The organism is Arthrobacter sp. NPDC092385 (assembly GCF_044755105.1).
Taxonomy (GTDB): domain Bacteria; phylum Actinomycetota; class Actinomycetes; order Actinomycetales; family Micrococcaceae; genus Arthrobacter_D.
In genome coordinates this window covers 58,477-77,376 of the sequence record NZ_JBIVQL010000004.1, presented here as the reverse complement: position 1 = coordinate 77,376, position 18,900 = coordinate 58,477, and the positions used below count along the sequence as shown (strand labels likewise).

Here is an 18,900-nt window from a genome sequence, read left to right as displayed (position 1 = left end):
TGCAGCCTCGTCAGTCAAGGACTGCCGATCCGCTGGCTACGAGTTCCTCGAGGAGCCGAAAGCCCGGCCGATCCACCGCTCCGTGCCGCGCGGACAGCACGGCCACACCGATGCGGGCTTCCCGGTCGAGACCGATCCAGCTGCCGAATCCCCCCGTCGCACCGTTGTGCCACGTGATGGTGCGGCCGCGGTACGGCACAGTGATCCACGCGGCGCCGATCCGGACGCCCGGGGAGAAATCTGCAACGGGTTCGAGCGCTGTGACACCCGGAGCAGTGTGATCCAGGATCGCCCGCAGGAGGCCACCAAGGGTGCCGATGCTCGCCCGGATGCCGCCCGCGGGAGCCAGGGCCTCGCCGACCCACGGCTGGACCGGGCGGCCGACCCGCGAGGTCCCCCAGAGGTCGGCGTCGTGGAGGTCATCCTGACGCGACGGCGTCGAATACCCGGGTCCAAGGACATCACGGAGGAGTCGGCCGTACCCGCGCCCGTCAGCACTCGCGGTCGCATGCCCGAGAAGCTGGAACCCGAGGTTCGAGTACCGAGGTCGCGGTGACCCTACGCGCACGTCCCGCGTCTGCTCGAGGAGCCCAGCGAGGGTCTCGCCGTACGGATTCTCCCCGCGGATCGACAACGCCAGACTGCGACGCAGAACGGACATCCCGGGGGCCAGTCGTGGGAGGCCGGATCGGTGGACGGCCAGCGAGCCGAGAGGCACCGCGGCGACCGGCCCGAAACCGTCAAGAGGAAGCACATCCCCCAGCATCGTCATCGGTGACACTACGCCGCGCTGCAGCGCGTCGGCATACAGCATGCCGGTGAGCGCCTTTGAGACCGACCCGATCTCGAAGGTGCTCTCCGCCTCGGTCCCCGCAGTTGCCACGAAGACCCGCCGCGAAGAGGCGACCGCGATCGCCGCCGGCCACGATGGACGAAGTGCCCGATTGGCCGGGCCGAGCAACTCCGCGTCCCCTGTCCACTCCCGTGGCTGCATGAGATTCTCCTCTGGATGCCGGACGCACCCGTTCAGGTAAAGAGCCCGTCAACACGTGTTGACGCATCCTCTTCGCTGAACGTAGTGGACGAAGGTATGCAGCGTCAACATATATTGACGACTCGCGCGTTGGTACGCCGTCTCATCGACGGCGGGCTGCCGACCGGAGGGACTCAGACCGGTTGGGGTGACGGCTCGGCGCGGAGGGCGGGACAGTGCTCCGGGTCGGGGTGCAGGGAGATCTCGATGACACGGTCGAGCTGGGCACGCGCCTTCTCCAGCTCGGCGATGCTCTCGGTGATGCGGTCGCGCTCACGCTGAAGCAGGGAGAGTGCCTCTTCGCTCGCCTCACCCCGGTCGACGCACGGAAGCAGGTCGACGATCGTGCGGCTGGCAAGTCCTGCAGAGAAGAGCTGCTGGATCAGCTGGACCCGCTCCACGGCTGCCTCCTCGTACACGCGCTGGCCCCGCGCCGTCCGATCCGCCGGCAGCAGGCCCTGCTCCTCGTAGTAACGCAGGGCCCGGGTGCTGACCCCGGCTCGCTCGGCGATGTCTCCGATGCGCACGAGCGCTCCTCTCTTCCGACGTCCGGGCCGGACTTGCCCTTGACGTCAACGTGAAGTCCTACTGTAGCCGAGCAGGCAGGGCACGAGGCCCGGCCGCCAGAATGGAGAACGCCACACATGGACATCACCGACCAGATCGCCCTCGTCACCGGATCCAACCGAGGCATAGGGCGCCGCTTCGTCGACGAGCTCCTCGCCCGGGGAGCCCGAAAGGTCTACGCCACAGCACGCCGCACCGACACCCCCGAGGCACGTGACCTTGCGGCCCTCGACCGCGTCGAGGTGCTTCGGCTCGATATCACCGATCACGCCTCGGTGGTGGCAGCGGCCCGGACGGCTTCCGACGTCACGCTGCTGATCAACAACGCCGGCATCGCCACCTCGACACCCCTCGTCACGGGCGACCTCGACCTGCTCCGTCGCGAGATGGACACGCATTTCTGGGGCACCCTGGACATGATCCGCGAGTTCGCCCCGATCCTTGCGGCGAACGGCGGAGGGGGAATCGTCAACGTGCTGTCGGCGCTGTCCTGGTTCTCCTATCCCGGTAACGGAGGCTATGCGTCCGCGAAGGCTGCCGAGTGGAACATGACCAATGGCGTACGGCAGGACCTCGCGGCGCAGGGCACACTCGTGCAGGGCGTCCACCTCGGTGCGGCGGACACCGACATCATGGCCGGCTACGACGGACCGATGATCGACCCGGCACTCGTGCCCCGCGCGTCCTTCGACGGACTGGCCGAGGGCGCGATCGAGGTGGTTGTCGACGAGTGGAGCGCGATGGTCAAGGCATCCCTGGCCCACGACCCCGCCGCTCTCTACGCGCAGATCACACCGGCGAACTGACGGCAGGTGCTGGCCGGCAGCCGGAAGCAGGCTCGCCGGCCAGTACCGTCCCACCGCGACCATGGGATGCGGATCGGCGGGTGGAGAACCGCTGGTGGCGGGTAGCTGTGTCGCTCGTCACGCCGGTCCGGCACCCATCTGCCCGTGAGGTGCCACCGAAGGACCAGTAAGACATCCGCGTGGAGTGCAGCGTCGGGAAGGTCGGACACAGCGGGCGGCGATCAGTTCCCGCCCACCTACCAAGGAGAAGCATGGAACTCACCAAGCGCAGGAACCTCTCGATCCTCGGTATCGCAGCAGTCTCGATGTTCGGTCTCGCAGCGTGCGGCGGCACCGATGCGACCGAGACCACCTCGGGCAACATGGCCAGCGAGAGCAGCACGGCGGGCCCCGAGAGCGAGACGCCGTCGGCAGAAGCCAGCATGAGCCCCTCGGCCTCCGCGGACGCCATGATGGACCCCGCCGCGAACCTCGTCGGCCCCGGCTGCGCCGGCTACGCCGAGACGGTCCCCGACGGCGCAGGATCGGTCGCCGGCATGGCCCTGGACCCCGTCGCCACCGCCGCCTCGAACAACCCCATCCTCACCCAGCTCACCGCCGCCGTCTCCGGCGGGATCAACCCCGACGTCGACCTCGTCGACACCCTCAACGGCGGCGAGTTCACCGTCTTCGCACCCGTCGACGAAGCCTTCGCCGCCCTGCCCGCCGAGGCCGTCAAGGGCCTCAAGACCGACACCGAGGGCCTCAGCAGCATCCTCACCTACCACGTCGTCCCCGGCAAGATCCAGCCCGCTGAGCTCGAGGGCACCACCCAGACCACCGTCCAGGGCGCCGACCTCGAGGTCACCGGCTCCGGCCAGGAACTCATGGTCAACGGCGCCAACGTCATCTGCGGCGGCGTCCAGACCGCCAACGCCGTCGTCTACCTCATCGACACCGTCATGATGCCCCCCGCAGCGGGCTGAGGACACGCAGGTCCACTTCCGCAGAAGGGCTCCCACGCACTGGTGTGGGAGCCCTTCTGCCTTCCGGACGGTCCCGCCGACCGCCGTGCAGTGGGGTCAGGACGCCTCCGTCACCCTCCGGTAGCCCGTGCCGTCCGGATAGCGCTCCACGTAGCCGTGGTCGACGAGTGCGCGCCGCAGCGTCGGGATGTCGTGCGTGACGGTGGCCAGCAGCCGGTTGACCTCGGGTTCGCTGATCTCCTCGTCCGCAGGCAGGAGTCGCTCAGCGAGGTGGGACAGGAGGTCGGAGCGGTCCTGGCCGGCGCGGGGCAGCCCGTCGATGCGCCCGTCGCGGAAGAACCGGTCCACGCCCTTCGGCGTGCCGGGTGCAGCGGACGAGAGGACTTCCTTGAAGAGGTGCCCGTTCACGGCGTGGTCGTCCGTGAGGAGCCCCGCGTCGACGAGGCGCTGCACCTCCTTCGGCGCCGCATCGAGGGGCTGCCCGAGCACGGCCCGCGCGTAGAGCTCGCGGGCGCGCCCGCCCGCGAGCGTCGAGAAGACCTTCTGCCAGGACGGTGTGGTCATGGTGTTCCTCCGGTCGGGTGCGGTGTTCGGGTGAGCCGTGCAATGAAGTCGGCGCTTCCTGCCGCCGTGACCGCGGCAAGCCTCTCCGCCTCGCTCGGGCCGCCGTCGAGCATGGGTGCCAGGGCCGGGCGATGCACGACGACGCCGGCCTCCTCGGCGATCAGCGCACCGGCCGCGAGATCGTGTTCGTTCAGGCCGCGCTCCATGAAGGCATCGAGCGTGCCGTCGGCCACCATGCAGAGGTCGAGTGCAGCCGAGCCGAGGCGCCTCAGGTCACCGAAGCCCTCGAGGAGCGCACCCAGCTCCCCTACCTGGTCCGCGCGGACCGCGGAGTCGTACGAGAATCCGGTGGCGAGGAGCCGCCCGCGCCCGGCGCGTGGACCGCTGAGGCGCCGCACCTCGCCGCGGTCGCTTAGCCACGCCCCGCCTCCCCGCGAGGCCCAGTAGATGCGCTGCAGCGCCGGTGCGTGGACGACGCCGGCGAGCCAGGTGCCGTCGCCGTCCGCGGCGGCCACCGAGGTGGCGTAGTAGGCGATGTCGCGGATGAAGTTGGTGGTTCCGTCGAGCGGGTCGACGGACCACCGGATCCCCGCGCCGCCGGGGCCTGCGCCTGGAGGCACGGTGGTGCCGAGTTCCTCGCCGGTGATGGCGTCGTGCGGTCGGGAGGTCGCGATGACGCTGCGCACCGCCCGCTCGGCGGCGACGTCGAAGGCCGTCACCCAGTCGCTGTCCGAGCTCTTGCTCGTGGCTCCCGGTGTCCGGGCGCCACGGCGGGCCAGCACCTCGGCGCCGGCGGCTGCAGCCTGCCGGGCGAGGTGCAGGAGCGCCCCGGGGGACGACCCTGTGCCGTCCCCGCTCCCCCCGCCCGCCGGGATCATGACGCGGTGTCCCCCTCGGAGACGATGGGACCGGCACCCGCTCCGGCCTCGAGTTCCTCGGCGACCTCCCGGTCCTCGTCCACGTCGGCTCCGTCACCGTCGGGGCCGGTGGCCGGCCCGTTCTCCAGGAGCGCGATGAAGCCCTCCTCGTTGAGCACCGGGATCCCGAGCGCCTCGGCCTTCTCGAGCTTGGTGCCCGCGTTCTCGCCCGCCACCACGTAGCTGGTGTTCTTCGACACCGAACCGGCGGCCTTGCCACCGCGGGTGATGATGGCCTCCTTCGCCTCGTCGCGGTTGTACTGCTCCAGGGAACCGGTCACGACGACGGTCAGGCCCTCGAGCGTGCGCGGAGCGCTCTCGTCGACCTCGTCCGCCATGCGCACGCCCGCCGCGGCCCAGCGGTCCACGATCTCGCGGTGCCAGTCCTCCGCGAACCACTCCTTGAGGGCGGCGGCGATGGTCGGGCCGACGCCGTCGACATTCGCCAGCTCCTCCTCGCTCGCGGTGCGGATCCGCTCCATCGAGCCGAAAGCGGTGGCCAGCGCACGCGAGGCGGTGGGGCCGACGTGCCGGATGGACAGGGCGACGAGCACGCGCCAGAGCGGCTGGCTCTTCGCCTTCTCCAGCTCCGTGAAGAGCTTGCGGGTGGTGGCGCTCGGCTCCGAGGGCTTCTTGGCCGTGCCCTTCGAATAGAAGTACGGCACGAGCTCGCGCCCCGTCACCACGCCCTTGACCTTCTTGTCGCGCTCGATCCGGACATCCGCCAGCTTCTCCGGCGTGAGGTCGAAGATCTCCGCCTCCGTGGTGATGGGCGGTACCTCGGGTTCGGCGGGCTGCGTCAGGGCGATCGCCGCCTCCCATCCGAGGGCCTCGATGTCGAAGGCACCGCGGCCGGCCAGGTGGAACACGCGCTCGCGCAGCTGCGAGGGACAGGACCGGGCGTTGGGGCAGCGGATGTCGACGTCGCCCTCCTTCGCGGGCTGGAGCGGGGTCCCGCAGGAGGGGCACTCGGTGGGCATGACGAATTCCCGCACCGGCGGGTCCTGGCGGTCGCGCAGTGCGATGACCGGTCCCACGATCTCGGGGATGACGTCCCCGGCCTTCCGCAGCACCACGATGTCGCCGATCATCACGCCCTTGGCCTTGACGACCTCCTGGTTGTGGAGCGTGGCCATGCCGACGGTGGACCCGGCGACCTTCACGGGCTCCATCAGCCCGAACGGGGTGACGCGTCCGGTCCGTCCGACGTTCACGAGGATGTCGAGCAGCTTGGTGTTCACCTCCTCCGGCGGGTACTTGTAGGCCACGGACCACCGCGGCACGCGCGAGGTGTGGCCGAGGGCGCGCTGCAGCGCGAAGCTGTCCACCTTCACCACGATGCCGTCGATCTCGTGCAGGAGGTCGTGGCGGTGCTCCCCGTAGTGCCCGATGTACTCCATGACCTCGTCCTGGGTCGACAGCACCCTGTAGTACGGGGAGGTCGGCAGCCCCCAGGCCGTGAGGAGGGCGTAGGTCTCCGACTGCGTCTCCGCCGCCAGTCCGGTGCGCGCCCCGATGCCGTGGACGTACATGTCCAGCGGGCGTTCGGCGGTCATGGCCGGGTCCTTCTGGCGCAGGGACCCCGCCGCGGCGTTGCGGGGGTTGGCGAACGGCGCCTTGCCCGCGGCGACCATGCGCTCGTTGAGCTGGCCGAACTCCTTCGTGGGGAAGAACACCTCGCCCCGGATCTCCACCTCCTCGGGATGGTCGCTCCCGGCGAGGTGCCGCGGGATGGAGGCGATGGTCAGGACGTTGTGCGTGATGTCCTCGCCGGTGACGCCGTCGCCACGCGTAGCCGCACGGACGAGCTCGCCGTTGCGGTACAGCAGGTTCACGGCGAGGCCGTCGATCTTGAGCTCCGTGAGCCAGGCGATGGTGGCGCCCGGGTTCCGCTGCTCGACGCCTGCGGCCGCCCGGTCCAGCCAGGCCCGCAGCTCGTCGAGCGAGAAGACGTCCTCGAGGCTGTACATGCGGGCGAGGTGCTCCACGGGGGCGAAGGCGGAGGACACCTCGCCGCCCACCTCCTGGGTGGGTGAATCGTTGGAGACCAGTTCGGGGTGCAGTGCCTCCAGCTCCTCGAGCCGGCGGAAGAGGGCGTCGAACTCGGCGTCGGAGATGGTGGGCGCGGCGTCCTGGTAGTACGCGATGCGGTGCGCCCGGACCTCCTCGGTGAGTTGCGCGTACTCCTCCCTCAGGGCGTCACTGGGGGCCGGTGTCTCCTCGGCGGAGACCAGGGTGTCCGCTGCGCTGTCAGGTTCTGGGGTCACTTTCCCATCTTGCCCTACCGCCCGGACCATCGCACTCGTGCCTGTTCTGCGCAGTGACGCCACCGGCCCGCAGCGGAGGGCTGCGGGCCGGTGGCGGAGTCGGTGGGACCTACGCCGAGGCGGTCTCCTGGTCCTGCTTGTTCTTCTGGACCGTCTGGCTCACGGTGCCGAGTTCGGAGGCGATGGCGGTGAGCTTGGCACGGTGCCCTTCCCAGTCGCTGCGGAAGCGCTGCGCGTCGGGGCCTTCCCAGCCGGTGGAACCGAGCTTCGTGGTGAGCTGGTTGACCATCTGGTTGATCTCTTCCGACTTCTGCGTCAGGAGCATTGCGAGTTCCTGCATCTCCTGAGGGTTGTTACCGTGCGTGATGTTGCTCATCGTCCCCACCTTCCGAGTGTGCCGGTCCGGTGATCCCGGTACCGGCTGCCCTGCCGGTCCGTCCGGCCGGGCAACTACTTGAAACCTATGCGAGCCCCCCGGGAGTGTCGATGGGGAGCCCTCCCCATGAGGGGCGCAGGCACCCACCAGCGGGCCCTGGTGGCACGTCCGAGACCTAGGACGCGCCGCCCGTCGTGGTGGCAACTTGAACCTTATACGCCTTGCCCCTGCCGATGACGTACCCGCGGCCCGGGATGAACCGGTTCCCCGCCGTCCGCCCCACCGAGGTGCTCAGGAGGGTGTCGCCGTCGATCTCGCCGGGATTGAGCAGGAGCCCGCGCCGGCCCGATTTGAAGGGCCCCGCGAGGTTCCACGCGCTCGACCAGGTGGAGGTCTCGGCCTCCCCCACCACCCACTGGTTCGCCTTGATGGCGGCCTTCACGAGCGTCGAGAGTTCCATCTCGGCGGGCGAGTCCGTGAACTCGGTGACACCCTCGATGAAGAAGGCGACGGCGTCGTCGGACTCGGTGGTCAGCGCCAGCAGGCGCGCCAGCTCGGGCTGGACGGCGCCCGGTGTGGCATGGGCCTCGTCCCAGACGGGCAGGGACGCGACCGAGGACTTCCGGGCCCCGAGGTAGATGCGCCGGGTCCGCGGCGACGATCGCTCGAGGGCCGCCGCCAGGCTCACCAGTGCCACGGTGCGTCCGGCTCCGGGCGGGCCACTCACCATGAACCCGCCGCGGGTGGCGATCGCCGCCGGTTCGAGGTTGGCGTCGTCGACCCCGATGACGGCATTCCCCGGCGTACCGGCCGGGAGCACGTCGAGCTCGATCGACTCCGGCAGGCTGAGGATGCCCGGCGCCTGGGGTACACCCTGCCGCAGCATCGCGTCGCGCAGCCTCTCCACCTCCCGCGCCTGCAGTGCCAGGTTCGCGTTGCCGCCGAAGATCGCGAGCTGGAGCTCCTGGCCGTCGCTGAGGGCGCGCCCGGGCGGTGAGGTCATGAACAGGACGTCCTTGGGCACGCCGAGGATGGCGTAGTCGTCCTTGCCAGCGAGCCGCAGGACGATGCGGCGCTGGATGGATGCCGCGAGCGACGGCGGCAGCGCGCTGGTCCGCTCCCCCGTCACGATGACGTGGACACCCATGGGCCGTCCGTCCGTCGCGATCTGCTGGAACAGCTCGAAGTGGCGTGCCGAGCCCTTGAACTCGTAGTTCTCGCGGAAGGTCGACAGTCCGTCGACCAGCAGGAGGATGCGGGGCTCCTCCGGGCGGCCGGCCAGCCTGCGGTACTCGGTGATGGTACCGGCGCGCACCTCGGCGAAGCGGTCCGCCCGCTCGTCCATGACGCCGCGCAGGTACCGCAGCAGCCGCCCGATGCGCTCGGAATCCTCACCGTCGAGGATGGCCCCGACGTGCGGCAGCTGGTCGAGCATCTGGAGGCCGTTGGAGGCGCAGTCGATGCCGTAGACCTGCACCGGCCCGCCGCGCACCGTGACCGCCGCGCCGATCGCGAGGGTCCGCAGCGCTGCCGACTTGCCCGAGCCGCCGGCGCCGAGGAACGCCATGTTGCCGTCGGTGTCCGGGGCGTAGAAGACGGTCGGCTGCGCCTGGTTGGCGGGGTCGTCGGCGACGCCGAGCAGCATCTTCTCGTCGGTGCGGGGGTTCGGCAGCCTGGAGAAGTCGTAGGCGGAGGCGAGTTCGGCGAGCCACGGCCTGCGCGGCGGCGCGATCCCGAGCTCGATCGCGGCCTGCGACACGTTCGCCACGATGCGCGAGATGTCGTTCGGCCCACCGACCTCCTCGGCCTCCTCCCCGCCCTGTCGTTCCCACGCCGGGCCGGATCCGAAGTCCATCTCGACGATGTCGATGCGGGGCCGTGCCGGTGCCCTGGTGGTCCAGCCGCCCGCGTACCCGGTCTGGAAGCCCTGGATGCGGCCCGGGCCGGTCTTGGCGGCGCCGCGGCCGGGGATGGTCGGGCTGAAGTAGGCGGCCATGGGATCGCCGAGGATGTCCTCGGAATCGTCCGTGTCCGCCATGCGCAGGGCGATGCGCATGTTGGTGTTGGCCCGCAGGTTGTCCTTGATGACGCCGGCGGGCCGCTGGGTGGCGAGGATCAGGTGCAGGCCGAGGGATCGGCCGCGGGCCGCGATGTCGACGACGCCGTCCACGAACTCGGGGACCTCGCGGGCGAGCGCCGCGAACTCGTCGACCACGATGACGAGCGACGGCGGTGTCTCGGGATCCGCCTCGCGCTCCATGGCGAGCAGGTCCTTCGCCTTCCTGCGGTTGAAGAGCCGCTCCCGGTGGTGGAGTTCGGCACGCAGCGAGGTCAGCGCCCGGCGGACGAGGTGCGGCGAGAGGTCCGTGACGAGGCCGACGCTGTGCGGCAGGTTCACGCACTCCGCGAAGGCCGCGCCGCCCTTGTAGTCCACGAAGAGGAACGTGAGGCGGTCGGGGCTGTACGCGGCGGCCATGCCGAGCACCCAGGACTGCAGGAATTCGGACTTACCGGCGCCGGTGGTGCCGCCCACGAGGGCGTGCGGGCCTTCCGTCTTCAGGTCGAGGTACATCGGCTCCACGCCCTTGGATCCCACGAGTGCGCGCAGCGACCCCTGGTGCTTCCGGTTCGGCACCGCCGACGCGGCCACGGAGTTGTTCTCCTTCCAGCGGTCGGCGACGGCCGCCGTCGCCTCCATCAGGTCGTGGCCGGCGAGCGCCACGTAGGACACCGCCCGGGGCAGGTCCGACTCGTCGTCCACCGGGGTACCGACGTCGATCACGGGGGTGAGCATGCGCGCGAGCCGGCCCGCGAGGTCCTCGTCCACGCTCTCGCAGCTCACGGGCGTGGTGAGCCGGCCCAGGCGTACCTGCCCGGAGACGTTGGCGCTCTCGCCGTCGACGGCGAGGAAGTCGCGGCACGCGGCGGGCAGCGCGGGCACGGACGTGGCGATCCAGAGGAGGTGCACGCCGACGTCGGGGCCGAGTTCCGCGACCCGCGTGAGGCGGGCGCGATCCACCGAGGCGTCGTCCTCCACCACCACGAGCACGCTCGGCACCACGGGGGCGGGCAGTTCGATGTCCTGGGGTTCGAGCGCCCCGCGCAGGCCGGCACCCGTGCGCCGGCCGGAGCGCGCCGCGATGAGGTCCTCGAGCTGGGAGAGCAGGGCCGCGCCGGCGGCGGGCCCGGCACCGAGGTGGTCACCGGACAGGGGGCTGTGGACCGAACCGGCATGGGGCACCCACTGGAGCCAGCTCCAGCGCGCCTTCGATTCGACCGAGGTGAGGGCGGTCAGCACGAGTTCGGCGGGCGAATGCAGGCCGATCGCCTGGATGACGAGGCCGCGCGCGACGTCGTCGACCACGCCGCGCGTACCGGCGAGGCCGAGCGCACCGGACAGCCGGAGGTTCGCGACGATCGGGACGTCGTCGAGGGTCGTGTAGCGCTCGACGACGGCGGCGATCTCCTCCGCGTACTCGGCGAGGGTGTCGTTGGCGGACGGTTCGCGGATCTCCACGCGTGACGGCGCCGTGCCGGTGCCGAAGCGCAGCGTCAGGAAGGACGCGTGCTCGGGCCGGTGCGTCCACAGGAGCGGACCGAGCTTGTAGATGGCGTCCACGGTCTCGGCGACGGACGGCGCCTCGGCCTGCCGCACCGCGCGCTCGACGCGCTGCAGGCGGTCCATGTCCTTCCGGAAGAACTCCATGGCGCCCGTGTACTGCTCCACGGCTTCCCGGAAGACGCGCCGCGCATTGCTGCGCTGGTCGAGGTGGCTGGCGACGAGGATGAGCGGCATCATGAGCGCGAACAGCGCGCTGAAGGGGCTGCGCGTCACCGCGAACATCACCATGCCCATCAGCAGCGGCGCTGCCATCATGATGTAGGGGAAGCGCTGGGGCTGCGGGCGCTTCGGCCCGGCCGGCGGCGTCTTCGGCGGAACCACGAAGGACGGCACGACGCGCGGGGAGCGGTTGAACTCGACGAGCGGATTGGTGGACTCCCCCGCACCCGCACGGCCGAGGGAGACGACACTGACGGTCGTGTCGCCGAGCGTGACCTCGTCGGCGGAGGTCAGCGGGGCGCGGTTGATCCTCGTGCCGCCCATCAGGAGGCCGTTGGCCGAATTGGTGTCGATGATCTCGATGGTGTCGGACACGTTGATGCGCGCGTGGCGCTTGGACATCATGGGATCCGAGAAGCGGATGTCGGCGTTGCGGTCGCGGCCCAGGTAGCTGGCGCCGACGGGCAGGGAGAACTCCTTGCCGGCGTCGGGCCCGGCGAGCACGCGGAGCGTGGCGACCGAGGGCCCGCGGTCCTGGCCGGGCAGGTCGAACCCGTCGCTGACCCGGGTGATGGTCACGGTGGAGCCCGGGCGCAGGCCGGACTCGAACAGGCTGCGGTCCGGGTCCAGCGTGCGTCCGCGCATGCCGCCGGCCACGTAGGACTCGTCGACCGTCAGGGACAGGCCCGATGGCACGGCTGCTCCCGCACGGCCCGGATCGGAGGCGTACAGTTCGCGGGCCACGTCGCTGACGGTCGCGAGGCCGTCCACGGTGACGGCGAGGTCCTTGGCCGGTTCCGGCTCGCGCCGGAGGGTCAGGCGAAGCTTCATGCGTGCCGGCTATTCGTCATCGGATGTGCCCTTCATGGTGTCCAGCAGGTGGAGGTCGTCGGAGGTGACCAGGTGCGAGGTGATGGCGTGCTCCACGAGGCGGGCGCGCCTGTTGGTGGCGAGCTTCCCGCCGCCGCCGCGGAGGCCGGCGACGCCCACCCGGTCGAGCTTGTCGCACACGTTGTCGAGCTTGCGGTTGAAGCGCGTCAGGGCCCAGCCCAGGCGCTTCGCGGCTTCCGCGGAGGACGGGATGGCGCTGAAGCCGGTGCCTTCACGGCGGAGCATCGGTTCGGCGAGCGCCACGATGAGCGCCTTCTGCGCGTCGGTGAACCGCACCGGCCCGATCGTCGTGTCCCCGGCGCTGTCGGCGCCGCGGCTCTCCTGGCGGAATGCGGGCGTCTTCAGGTGGACGTCGAACTCGTAGGTGGTCGGTCCTGCGGTGAAGACCACCCGGGTCTGCCCGAAGACCAGCGGGATCCGGGCGCCGGGCGACACCCAGGCCTGCATCCCACCGCTCGTGTCGGCGACCGTGGCCGAGAGCATGGTGCCGACGTTGTTCAGCCACCAGATGCCGTTCTGGCGTTCGATCTGCAGGAACTTCCGGTGCAGGTACGGGTTGTCGTCGACCTCGAGGTCGCCCTCCCTGCCGATGTCGAAGACCTGGTTCTCCGCGGGCTCGTGCCATTCACCGCAGAAATCTATTGCGAGTTCCCCCAAGGTGTTCCTCTCCTACTCCGGGTAGCAGCTGCGGGCTGGCTCGGACGCCGTCCCGTTGCTGCGTGCGAGCTGCACGTCGACGCACGTGGTGCCGGACGGGCTGGCCTGCACCGTCGCCGAGAGCTGCTGGGTCCTGATCCACTCGCCCGACTCCTGCACCGTCACGGTGCGGAAGCGGTAGATGTCGCCGTCCTGCGGATCCGGGTTGGCCCACGAGAAGGCGATGTCGTTGCCCTGCGGCACGCCCGTGAGGCCCTCGGGTGCAGGGACATTCCCTTCCAGGCCTGCCATCGGGTCCGACGGCGGTTGCGTCAGTCCCACGGGCGGCGCCGGTTCCGCGCCGTCGCCACCAAGGACGACGGCGGCGACCCCGCCCGCGGTGCCGAGCACCACGAGCGCGCCGACGCCGATGAGCAGGGGAAGGCGCCGTCGGCGCGTGGGCGCTGCGGCCGGATCCGCCGGTTCCACCGCCGTCGAGCCGGCCGCCGCGGGGCGGTGCATCGTCGTGTCGAGCCTCAGCGGGTCCTCGGAGGCCGTGCCGGCGCCCCTCAGGACCGTCCGCTCGCCCCAGCCCGTACCGGCGGACTCCGCGGCGGGTGCCGGTGAGGGAGCTGCCGGCGAGGAGGCAGGGGCCTGCGGCCCGACCGCGCGCACGGCACCCGCGCCGGTGGAACCGGCGGGGCCCGTGTGGCCCGTCGCATCACGGTCGGGGAACGGCGCGTTCGGGAACGTGGGCGCGAAGGTCGTGGATTCGGGGTCGATGGACACCACCCGCCGCACGCGGGTCTCCTCGGCGCCGGCGTCGTCCCCGGGCTGCAGCGGGGCGTCGTCGAGCACCTCGAACGGTGTCACCGAGTATCCCAGCTCGGTCTGGATCCGCTGGAGGGTCAGGGCGAAGGAGTAGGCGGACTCGAAGCGTGAGCCGGGCTGCTTCGACATCGCGGTCGCCATGGCCAGCTCCAGCGAATCCGGGACGTCCTCGCGCCCGGTGCGCTGCAGGGGCATGCTCGCGATCCGGTCCATGAGGGCCGCCTGCGAGTTGTCCGTGCCGGGGAAGACGAAGGGCGAGCGGCCGGCCAGCAGTGTGTAGACCGTGGCACCGAGCGCCCAGACGTCCACCTTGACGCCGTCGATCCCCCCGCCGTGGAACGCCTCGGGCGGCGACCAGGGGATGGACATGCCCTGGTCCTCGTCCGTGCCGCTGGACTCCATGGTGCCGGAGATGCCGAAGTCGGTCAGGGCGGGCCTGTTGTAGTCCGTCACGAGGATGTTGGCGGGCTTGATGTCGCGGTGCGCGATACCGGCCCGGTGCGCGGACTCGACGGCGGACGCCACCTGGATGCCGACGGTCAGCGTCTCGGCGACGGAGAGGCGTGCCCGCCGGTAGCGGATGTCGAGGCTCGGGCGGGAGCAGTACTCCATGGCCAGGTAGGAGTGGCCCTCGGCGGTGGTATCCGCTTCGTAGATCGTGACGATGTAGGGGTGGGAGGAGAGCTGGGCCATGAGGTTGGCCTCGGACTCGAACGCCTTCCGGGCACCGTCGGTCCTGAGGTCCGAGATGAGCACCTTGACGGCGACCTGGCGGCGCGGGCGGTCCTGCTCGTACAGGTACACGTCCGCGAAGCCGCCGGAGCCGAGCAGGCTCACGTACCGGTACCCGGAGATCGACGGCGGCGGTGCGGCAGGGCGCCTGGTGCTCACGGCAGGTCCTCGAACCGCAGGGAGACGTCGTCACCGAGCTGGGCGATGTCGCCGTCGAGCAGGAAGGCCGTCTCGCCCTGGCCGAGCCTGCGCGGGGGCTGCCCGTCGCGGATCAGCACGGTGCCGTTCGTGGCCTTGAGGTCGCACAGCATCACGTGCCAGCCGTCGAGACGGACCTCGACGTGGGAGCGGGAGATGTCGCCGGACGCCGACTGCACCTGGACGAGCTTCGGCATCTCCCGGCCCTGGACGCGGGAGACCGAGGGCTGCCGTCCGACGATGATCGAGCGGTCGAGGTCGACGACCTCGCCCGTGGAGATCCTCATGACGCCCAGGCCCGGCCGGGGTACCTGCTGCGTCTCGTCCTGCAGCGCGCCTCCGCAGCTGGAGCACGCGGAGCTGGTGGGGGCATTGGCATGGCCTGCGACGCACAGCCGGGCGAGGACGAGCGGACCGGTGCCGGCGGCCCGCTCGACGGGTGCCGGGGGTACGGGGAGCTCCGGTGCCATGGGAGCCTCCGGAAGCCGGCTGCGCATGACGGTCTGCCCGTCGTGGTCACCCAGGACCGGCGGGGTGGACGGGGTGGCCGGCGTAGACGAGGTCGAGGACGAGGCCGGGGTGGAGGGCGCGGACGCCGACGGGGCCGACGCCGGTACGCGCGGCGCCGGGGGCACGGACCCCGTGGATTCCGGCACTACTGTCGTGGCGGACCGGCCGGTGGACCAGGGTACGGAGTCGATCAGGACCGTGGGCGGTGCGGCGGCCGCTTCCACCGGCGCCTGCGCCGACGCGTCGGGCGTCGGCTTCCCGGGCTTCTCCGCGTCGGGCTCCAGCGCTGGTGCGGCGACTTCTCCCGGTGTTGAGGGGCCGGCAGCGGACGGGCCGAGAGTGGACGGGCCGAGAGTGGACGGACCGGCTAGGGAGGGGCCGGGCGCGGAGCCGACCGTCGGAGCGTCGTCGGCCTCACGGACGGCCGCGTCCTCCACGCGGCGGGCCACGGTCTGGTCCCAGAGGTGGTCGTAGCCGATGCCCGAGGTGCCGTCCTCCTCCACGTCCGGCGCGAAGCCGCTCCCGGAGGGACCGTGGCCCTGGACCCGGTCCCCCTCCGGTCGTCGGGCTGCTGCGTCGTGACCCTGCAGGCCATCGGTCGCGCCCGCTCCTGGCAAGTCGTGCCCCTGCGGGCGCGCCGCCGGAGCATCGGTCACCGCCGCCAGCGGCTCCACGGCGGAGACGACGCCGGGGTCGGCGACGTCCGCCGGCACGCTCGTCAGGTAGAGGCCGGGGTTGATCGTCGCGGAGTCGTCCGCCTCGGCGGGACCGGCTTCCGGGCGCCTCCCGTCCACGTCGCGTTCCCCGACCGCGAGCGAAGGCTCGGCCTCGAGTTCGGGGTCCATGGCCCCGAGGCTCCCGGGTTCGGCGACCAGCGCGTCCGGCGTCACGTCCGGCGTGGGATCCGGCGTTGCGTCCGATGTCCCGTCCGGTGTCGGGCCCGATGTCGGGCCCGATGTCGGGCCCGGCGGGACGTCCGATGTCCCGGCCGGTGTCGGACCCGGCGTCCCATCCGGCGTGCCGCCCGATGTCGCGTCCGATGTCCCGTCCGACATCCCATCCGGCGTACCGCCGACTCCTCGGCGGACCCGGGAGGGCTCCGGGAGCTCCGCTGCGTTGGCCGCCGAGGTCTTCGTCGTCACCGATGCTGCCAGGACGCCGCCCACGGCGAGCGGCAGCGACGGCGCCGAACCGGCCGACGGCCCGCACGTGAGCGTGAAGGAGGAGAAGCTGCCCTCGTCGAGCAGATGCTCGGTCCAGGTGGTCACGCGCTCTCCGGTGAAGGTGCTGGAACCCGTCGGTCCGGTGACCGTGAGCCGGACGGCTCCCCTGAGGATGACGTGCAGCCCGCCGGTCGTGGCGGCGACGGCGAATGGCGGCATCGCCGCGAGTCCGGCGCCGAATCCCCCGCTCAGGAGGGGAAGCAGCGTCGCGACGCCGGCGTCGTCGTCGTCCATGGCCTCCCACAGCGCCCGGACCCTGGCTTCGTCCGTTCCGTGGGGCACCGCCGCGAGCATCCCGCCGCGGGCGAGCAGGGTCCAGTCGCCGGGCGTGTAGGCGTAGGTCGGCGCCGTGCGTCCGGGAAGCTGGACCGGGGCCGGACCGTCCGTCATGGCTGTTCCCCCGAGGTCTCCGGCTGCCCCTGGTGACCGCGTGGAACGTCCGTGGGCAGGACGGCGTGCGAGCCTGCCGGTCGGGGGACGTCGCCGGTCTGCACGGGGTGCCTGCCGGTCTCGACGGCGTGCCCGACATCGGCCGCGAAGGTGCCGCCGCGCGGCGCCGTCGTCTGCATCTCCGCCTCCTCACCCACCCCGGTGGCGTCGACGATGATCAGGGTCACGTTGTCGCGTGCGCCGGAGCGGAGTGTCGCCTCGACGAGCTCCTCGCAGGCCTGCTGCGGATCGCGCACGGTGCTCAGGACCGTGTAGATGCCGTCATCGGTGACCTCGCCGCTGAGGCCGTCCGAGCAGATGAGGATGCGGTCGCCCTCCTCCACGGGCATGAGCCAGAAATCTGCCTCGGCGTCGTCGCCCGTTCCGAGGGCCCGGGTCACGACGTGCCGGCGCGGATGCGTGCGCGCCGCCTCCGGCGAGATGCTGCCGACGTCCACGAGCTCCTGGACTTCCGAGTGGTCCACCGAGATCTGCCCGAACTGCCCCTGGCTCAGGCGGTACGTGCGGGAATCGCCGACGTTGAAGAACAGCCAGTAGGGCATGCCCGCTTCCTGCACCAGGACGACGCCGGTGAGCGTGGTCCCCGCCTGGCCGCCCGTCTGCCGCCGGATCTCCTGGTCGGCGTCCTCGATGAGTTCCTCGAGGTCCGCCGCCGAGAACTCCGGCAGGTGGCGGCCGATGATGGGGCTGGATCCGAGGGTGCGCACGCAGATGCCGCTCGCGATCTCACCGGCCTCATGCCCGCCCATGCCGTCCGCCACCGCGAAGATGGGCTCGGACGCGATGAGGGAATCCTCGTTCAGTTCCCTGCGGAGTCCGCGGTCCGTCGCGAATCCGTAGTCGAGGCGCAGGTCGCGCGGCGGGCCCGCCGCGGCGCCCTGGACGCTCATGGGCGCACCACCAGGAAGCTGCGGTCGCCGAAGTGCACGGTGGACCCGGGCTGGGCCAGGAGCGTCCGGCCCGCACCCACGGCGGTGCGCTGGCCGTCCGGCGCGGTGATCGCGCTGCCGTTCGTGGAGTTCCGGTCCGTGATCCACAGTCCCTGGCCCTCCACGCGGACGTGGAGGTGGGTCTTGGACACGGAGCGTCCCTGGTCGGAGAAGTCGATGAGCTGGTCGATCATCTCCCCATTCTGCCCTGCGGGGTTGCGGCCGATCAGCGCCTGCGAGCGCAGCTCCACTTCGCGCCCGTTGTCGAACAGGATCTTCAGCGGTCCCGAGGCTCGGCCCGAGGTCACCCTGGTCTGCTCGATGTCGTCGTCCGGGTGGGCCGTCGGCGCGAAGGACGCCACGGCCGGAGCCGTCGGCGCGAAGGACGCCACGGCCGGAGCCGGCGGAACCATGCTGCCGGGGCCGACCGGAACCGGCAGGGCCTCGAGGACGGGGGCAGGCAGGGCGGGCCCCCCTGCCGACGGGGCCTGGAGCCGGTGCGGCGCACAAGTCGCCGGCTGGTCGTCGGCCTGGTTCGGGGACCGGCCCGGGACGGGTGACGGCACGGGCTGCAGTCCTGGCACGGGGTCCGGCGGCGCGAAGGAGGCCGGCCCGCCGATGCCGCCGGTCTCGAGCGGGTTGCGCCCCGACCGGACGTCGAAGACGCGCGTGTGCGCGGCCTTGTCATGCCAGCCCTGCTTCTTGCCGTTCCGATCGAAGATGTTGGACACGAGCATGAGCACCGTGCCGACCACGGGGACGAGACCGGCCACGGCCACGAGCAGATTGCGGACGAGGATGGCGAGCCACCCGGCCGGATGGTCGTCCTCGCCGGTGGTGCGGAGACCGAGGAGGAGGTTGCCCGGCGTCTTGCCCGTCCTGGCCTCCCAGCCCCAGACGAGGATCCCGTAGGCGAGGGACAGCAGCGAGCCGATGCCCTGGAAGACGAGGAATCCGGTGAGGTCCACCTGCCGGCTGACGGCGGAGACCTGCTGCGTCTCGATGGTGCTCACGCCGATTGCCGTGAGGACTCCGCCGAGGAGTGCGGCCGGCAGCACGTCCACCAGTTTCGCGACCAGGCGTCTGGACGCGGCGGCGTCCCTCAGTCCTTGCTGCGCCATTCCTACCCCGTTGCTTCCCCCGGCCGGCGCCGGCTCCCGACCGGCCCGATGCCCGGTCCTGTTGCCACAGTGAACACAGTAGGGCGTGCCCGGGGGCAGGGAC

At 71.3% G+C, this 18,900-nt stretch carries 14 protein-coding genes; 2 read left to right on the top strand and 12 right to left on the bottom strand.

Annotated elements, in window-relative coordinates; genetic code table 11:
• Positions 1-10 precede the first annotated feature (10 nt).
• Both ACIQCY_RS06685 and ACIQCY_RS06680 read right to left on the bottom strand, forming a co-directional pair.
• Positions 11-994, bottom strand: coding sequence for a serine hydrolase domain-containing protein (locus tag ACIQCY_RS06685; protein ID WP_400483118.1), 984 nt, complete (start codon positions 992-994; stop codon positions 11-13).
• A 173-nt stretch (positions 995-1,167) separates the two neighbouring features.
• Positions 1,168-1,560 carry a MerR family transcriptional regulator gene (locus tag ACIQCY_RS06680; RefSeq protein ID WP_400483117.1) on the bottom strand — a complete coding sequence of 131 codons (393 nt, stop codon included), beginning with the start codon at positions 1,558-1,560 and terminating at the stop codon, positions 1,168-1,170.
• A 117-nt stretch (positions 1,561-1,677) separates the two neighbouring features.
• Between ACIQCY_RS06680 and ACIQCY_RS06675 the strand changes: the two genes are divergently transcribed.
• Together ACIQCY_RS06675 and ACIQCY_RS06670 are read left to right on the top strand one after the other, a co-directional pair.
• Complete coding sequence (locus ACIQCY_RS06675; RefSeq protein ID WP_400483116.1) at positions 1,678-2,406, top strand: SDR family oxidoreductase; 729 nt, start codon at positions 1,678-1,680, stop codon at positions 2,404-2,406.
• A gap of 251 nt (positions 2,407-2,657) precedes the next feature.
• On the top strand, positions 2,658-3,371 hold the full coding sequence (locus ACIQCY_RS06670) for a fasciclin domain-containing protein (protein ID WP_400483115.1): 714 nt from the start codon (positions 2,658-2,660) through the stop codon (positions 3,369-3,371).
• 96 nt (positions 3,372-3,467) lie between these two features.
• On the opposite strand, the gene ACIQCY_RS06665 is transcribed toward ACIQCY_RS06670, so the two are convergent.
• From ACIQCY_RS06665 to ACIQCY_RS06620, 10 genes are all read right to left on the bottom strand, one after another.
• On the bottom strand, positions 3,468-3,935 hold the full coding sequence (locus ACIQCY_RS06665) for a DUF2087 domain-containing protein (protein ID WP_400483114.1): 468 nt from the start codon (positions 3,933-3,935) through the stop codon (positions 3,468-3,470).
• Complete coding sequence (locus ACIQCY_RS06660; RefSeq protein WP_400483113.1) at positions 3,932-4,813, bottom strand: inositol monophosphatase family protein; 882 nt, start codon at positions 4,811-4,813, stop codon at positions 3,932-3,934. The genes ACIQCY_RS06665 and ACIQCY_RS06660 overlap by 4 nt, the downstream gene beginning before the upstream one ends.
• Positions 4,810-7,149 carry an NAD-dependent DNA ligase LigA gene (gene ligA, locus ACIQCY_RS06655; protein ID WP_400483112.1) on the bottom strand — a complete coding sequence of 780 codons (2,340 nt, stop codon included), beginning with the start codon at positions 7,147-7,149 and terminating at the stop codon, positions 4,810-4,812. The genes ACIQCY_RS06660 and ligA overlap by 4 nt, the downstream gene beginning before the upstream one ends.
• A gap of 79 nt (positions 7,150-7,228) precedes the next feature.
• Complete coding sequence (locus ACIQCY_RS06650; protein ID WP_400483111.1) at positions 7,229-7,495, bottom strand: WXG100 family type VII secretion target; 267 nt, start codon at positions 7,493-7,495, stop codon at positions 7,229-7,231.
• A gap of 175 nt (positions 7,496-7,670) precedes the next feature.
• Complete coding sequence (locus ACIQCY_RS06645; protein ID WP_400483110.1) at positions 7,671-12,107, bottom strand: FtsK/SpoIIIE domain-containing protein; 4,437 nt, start codon at positions 12,105-12,107, stop codon at positions 7,671-7,673.
• A 9-nt stretch (positions 12,108-12,116) separates the two neighbouring features.
• Complete coding sequence (locus tag ACIQCY_RS06640) at positions 12,117-12,824, bottom strand: hypothetical protein (RefSeq protein ID WP_400483109.1); 708 nt, start codon at positions 12,822-12,824, stop codon at positions 12,117-12,119.
• Positions 12,825-12,836: 12 nt separating this feature from the next.
• A complete protein-coding gene (locus tag ACIQCY_RS06635; RefSeq protein ID WP_400483108.1) occupies positions 12,837-14,525 on the bottom strand; it encodes a protein kinase in 1,689 nt (562 codons plus the stop codon).
• The gene (locus ACIQCY_RS06630; protein WP_400483107.1) at positions 14,522-16,687 is read right to left on the bottom strand and encodes an FHA domain-containing protein; all 2,166 of its coding nucleotides are present in this window, start codon (positions 16,685-16,687) and stop codon (positions 14,522-14,524) included. The genes ACIQCY_RS06635 and ACIQCY_RS06630 overlap by 4 nt, the downstream gene beginning before the upstream one ends.
• Positions 16,684-17,637, bottom strand: a complete 954-nt coding sequence (locus ACIQCY_RS06625) for a PP2C family protein-serine/threonine phosphatase (protein WP_400483106.1) — start codon at positions 17,635-17,637, stop codon at positions 16,684-16,686. The genes ACIQCY_RS06630 and ACIQCY_RS06625 overlap by 4 nt, the downstream gene beginning before the upstream one ends.
• Positions 17,634-18,797, bottom strand: coding sequence for an RDD family protein (locus ACIQCY_RS06620; RefSeq protein ID WP_400483105.1), 1,164 nt, complete (start codon positions 18,795-18,797; stop codon positions 17,634-17,636). The genes ACIQCY_RS06625 and ACIQCY_RS06620 overlap by 4 nt, the downstream gene beginning before the upstream one ends.
• Between the last annotated feature and the right edge of the window lie 103 nt (positions 18,798-18,900).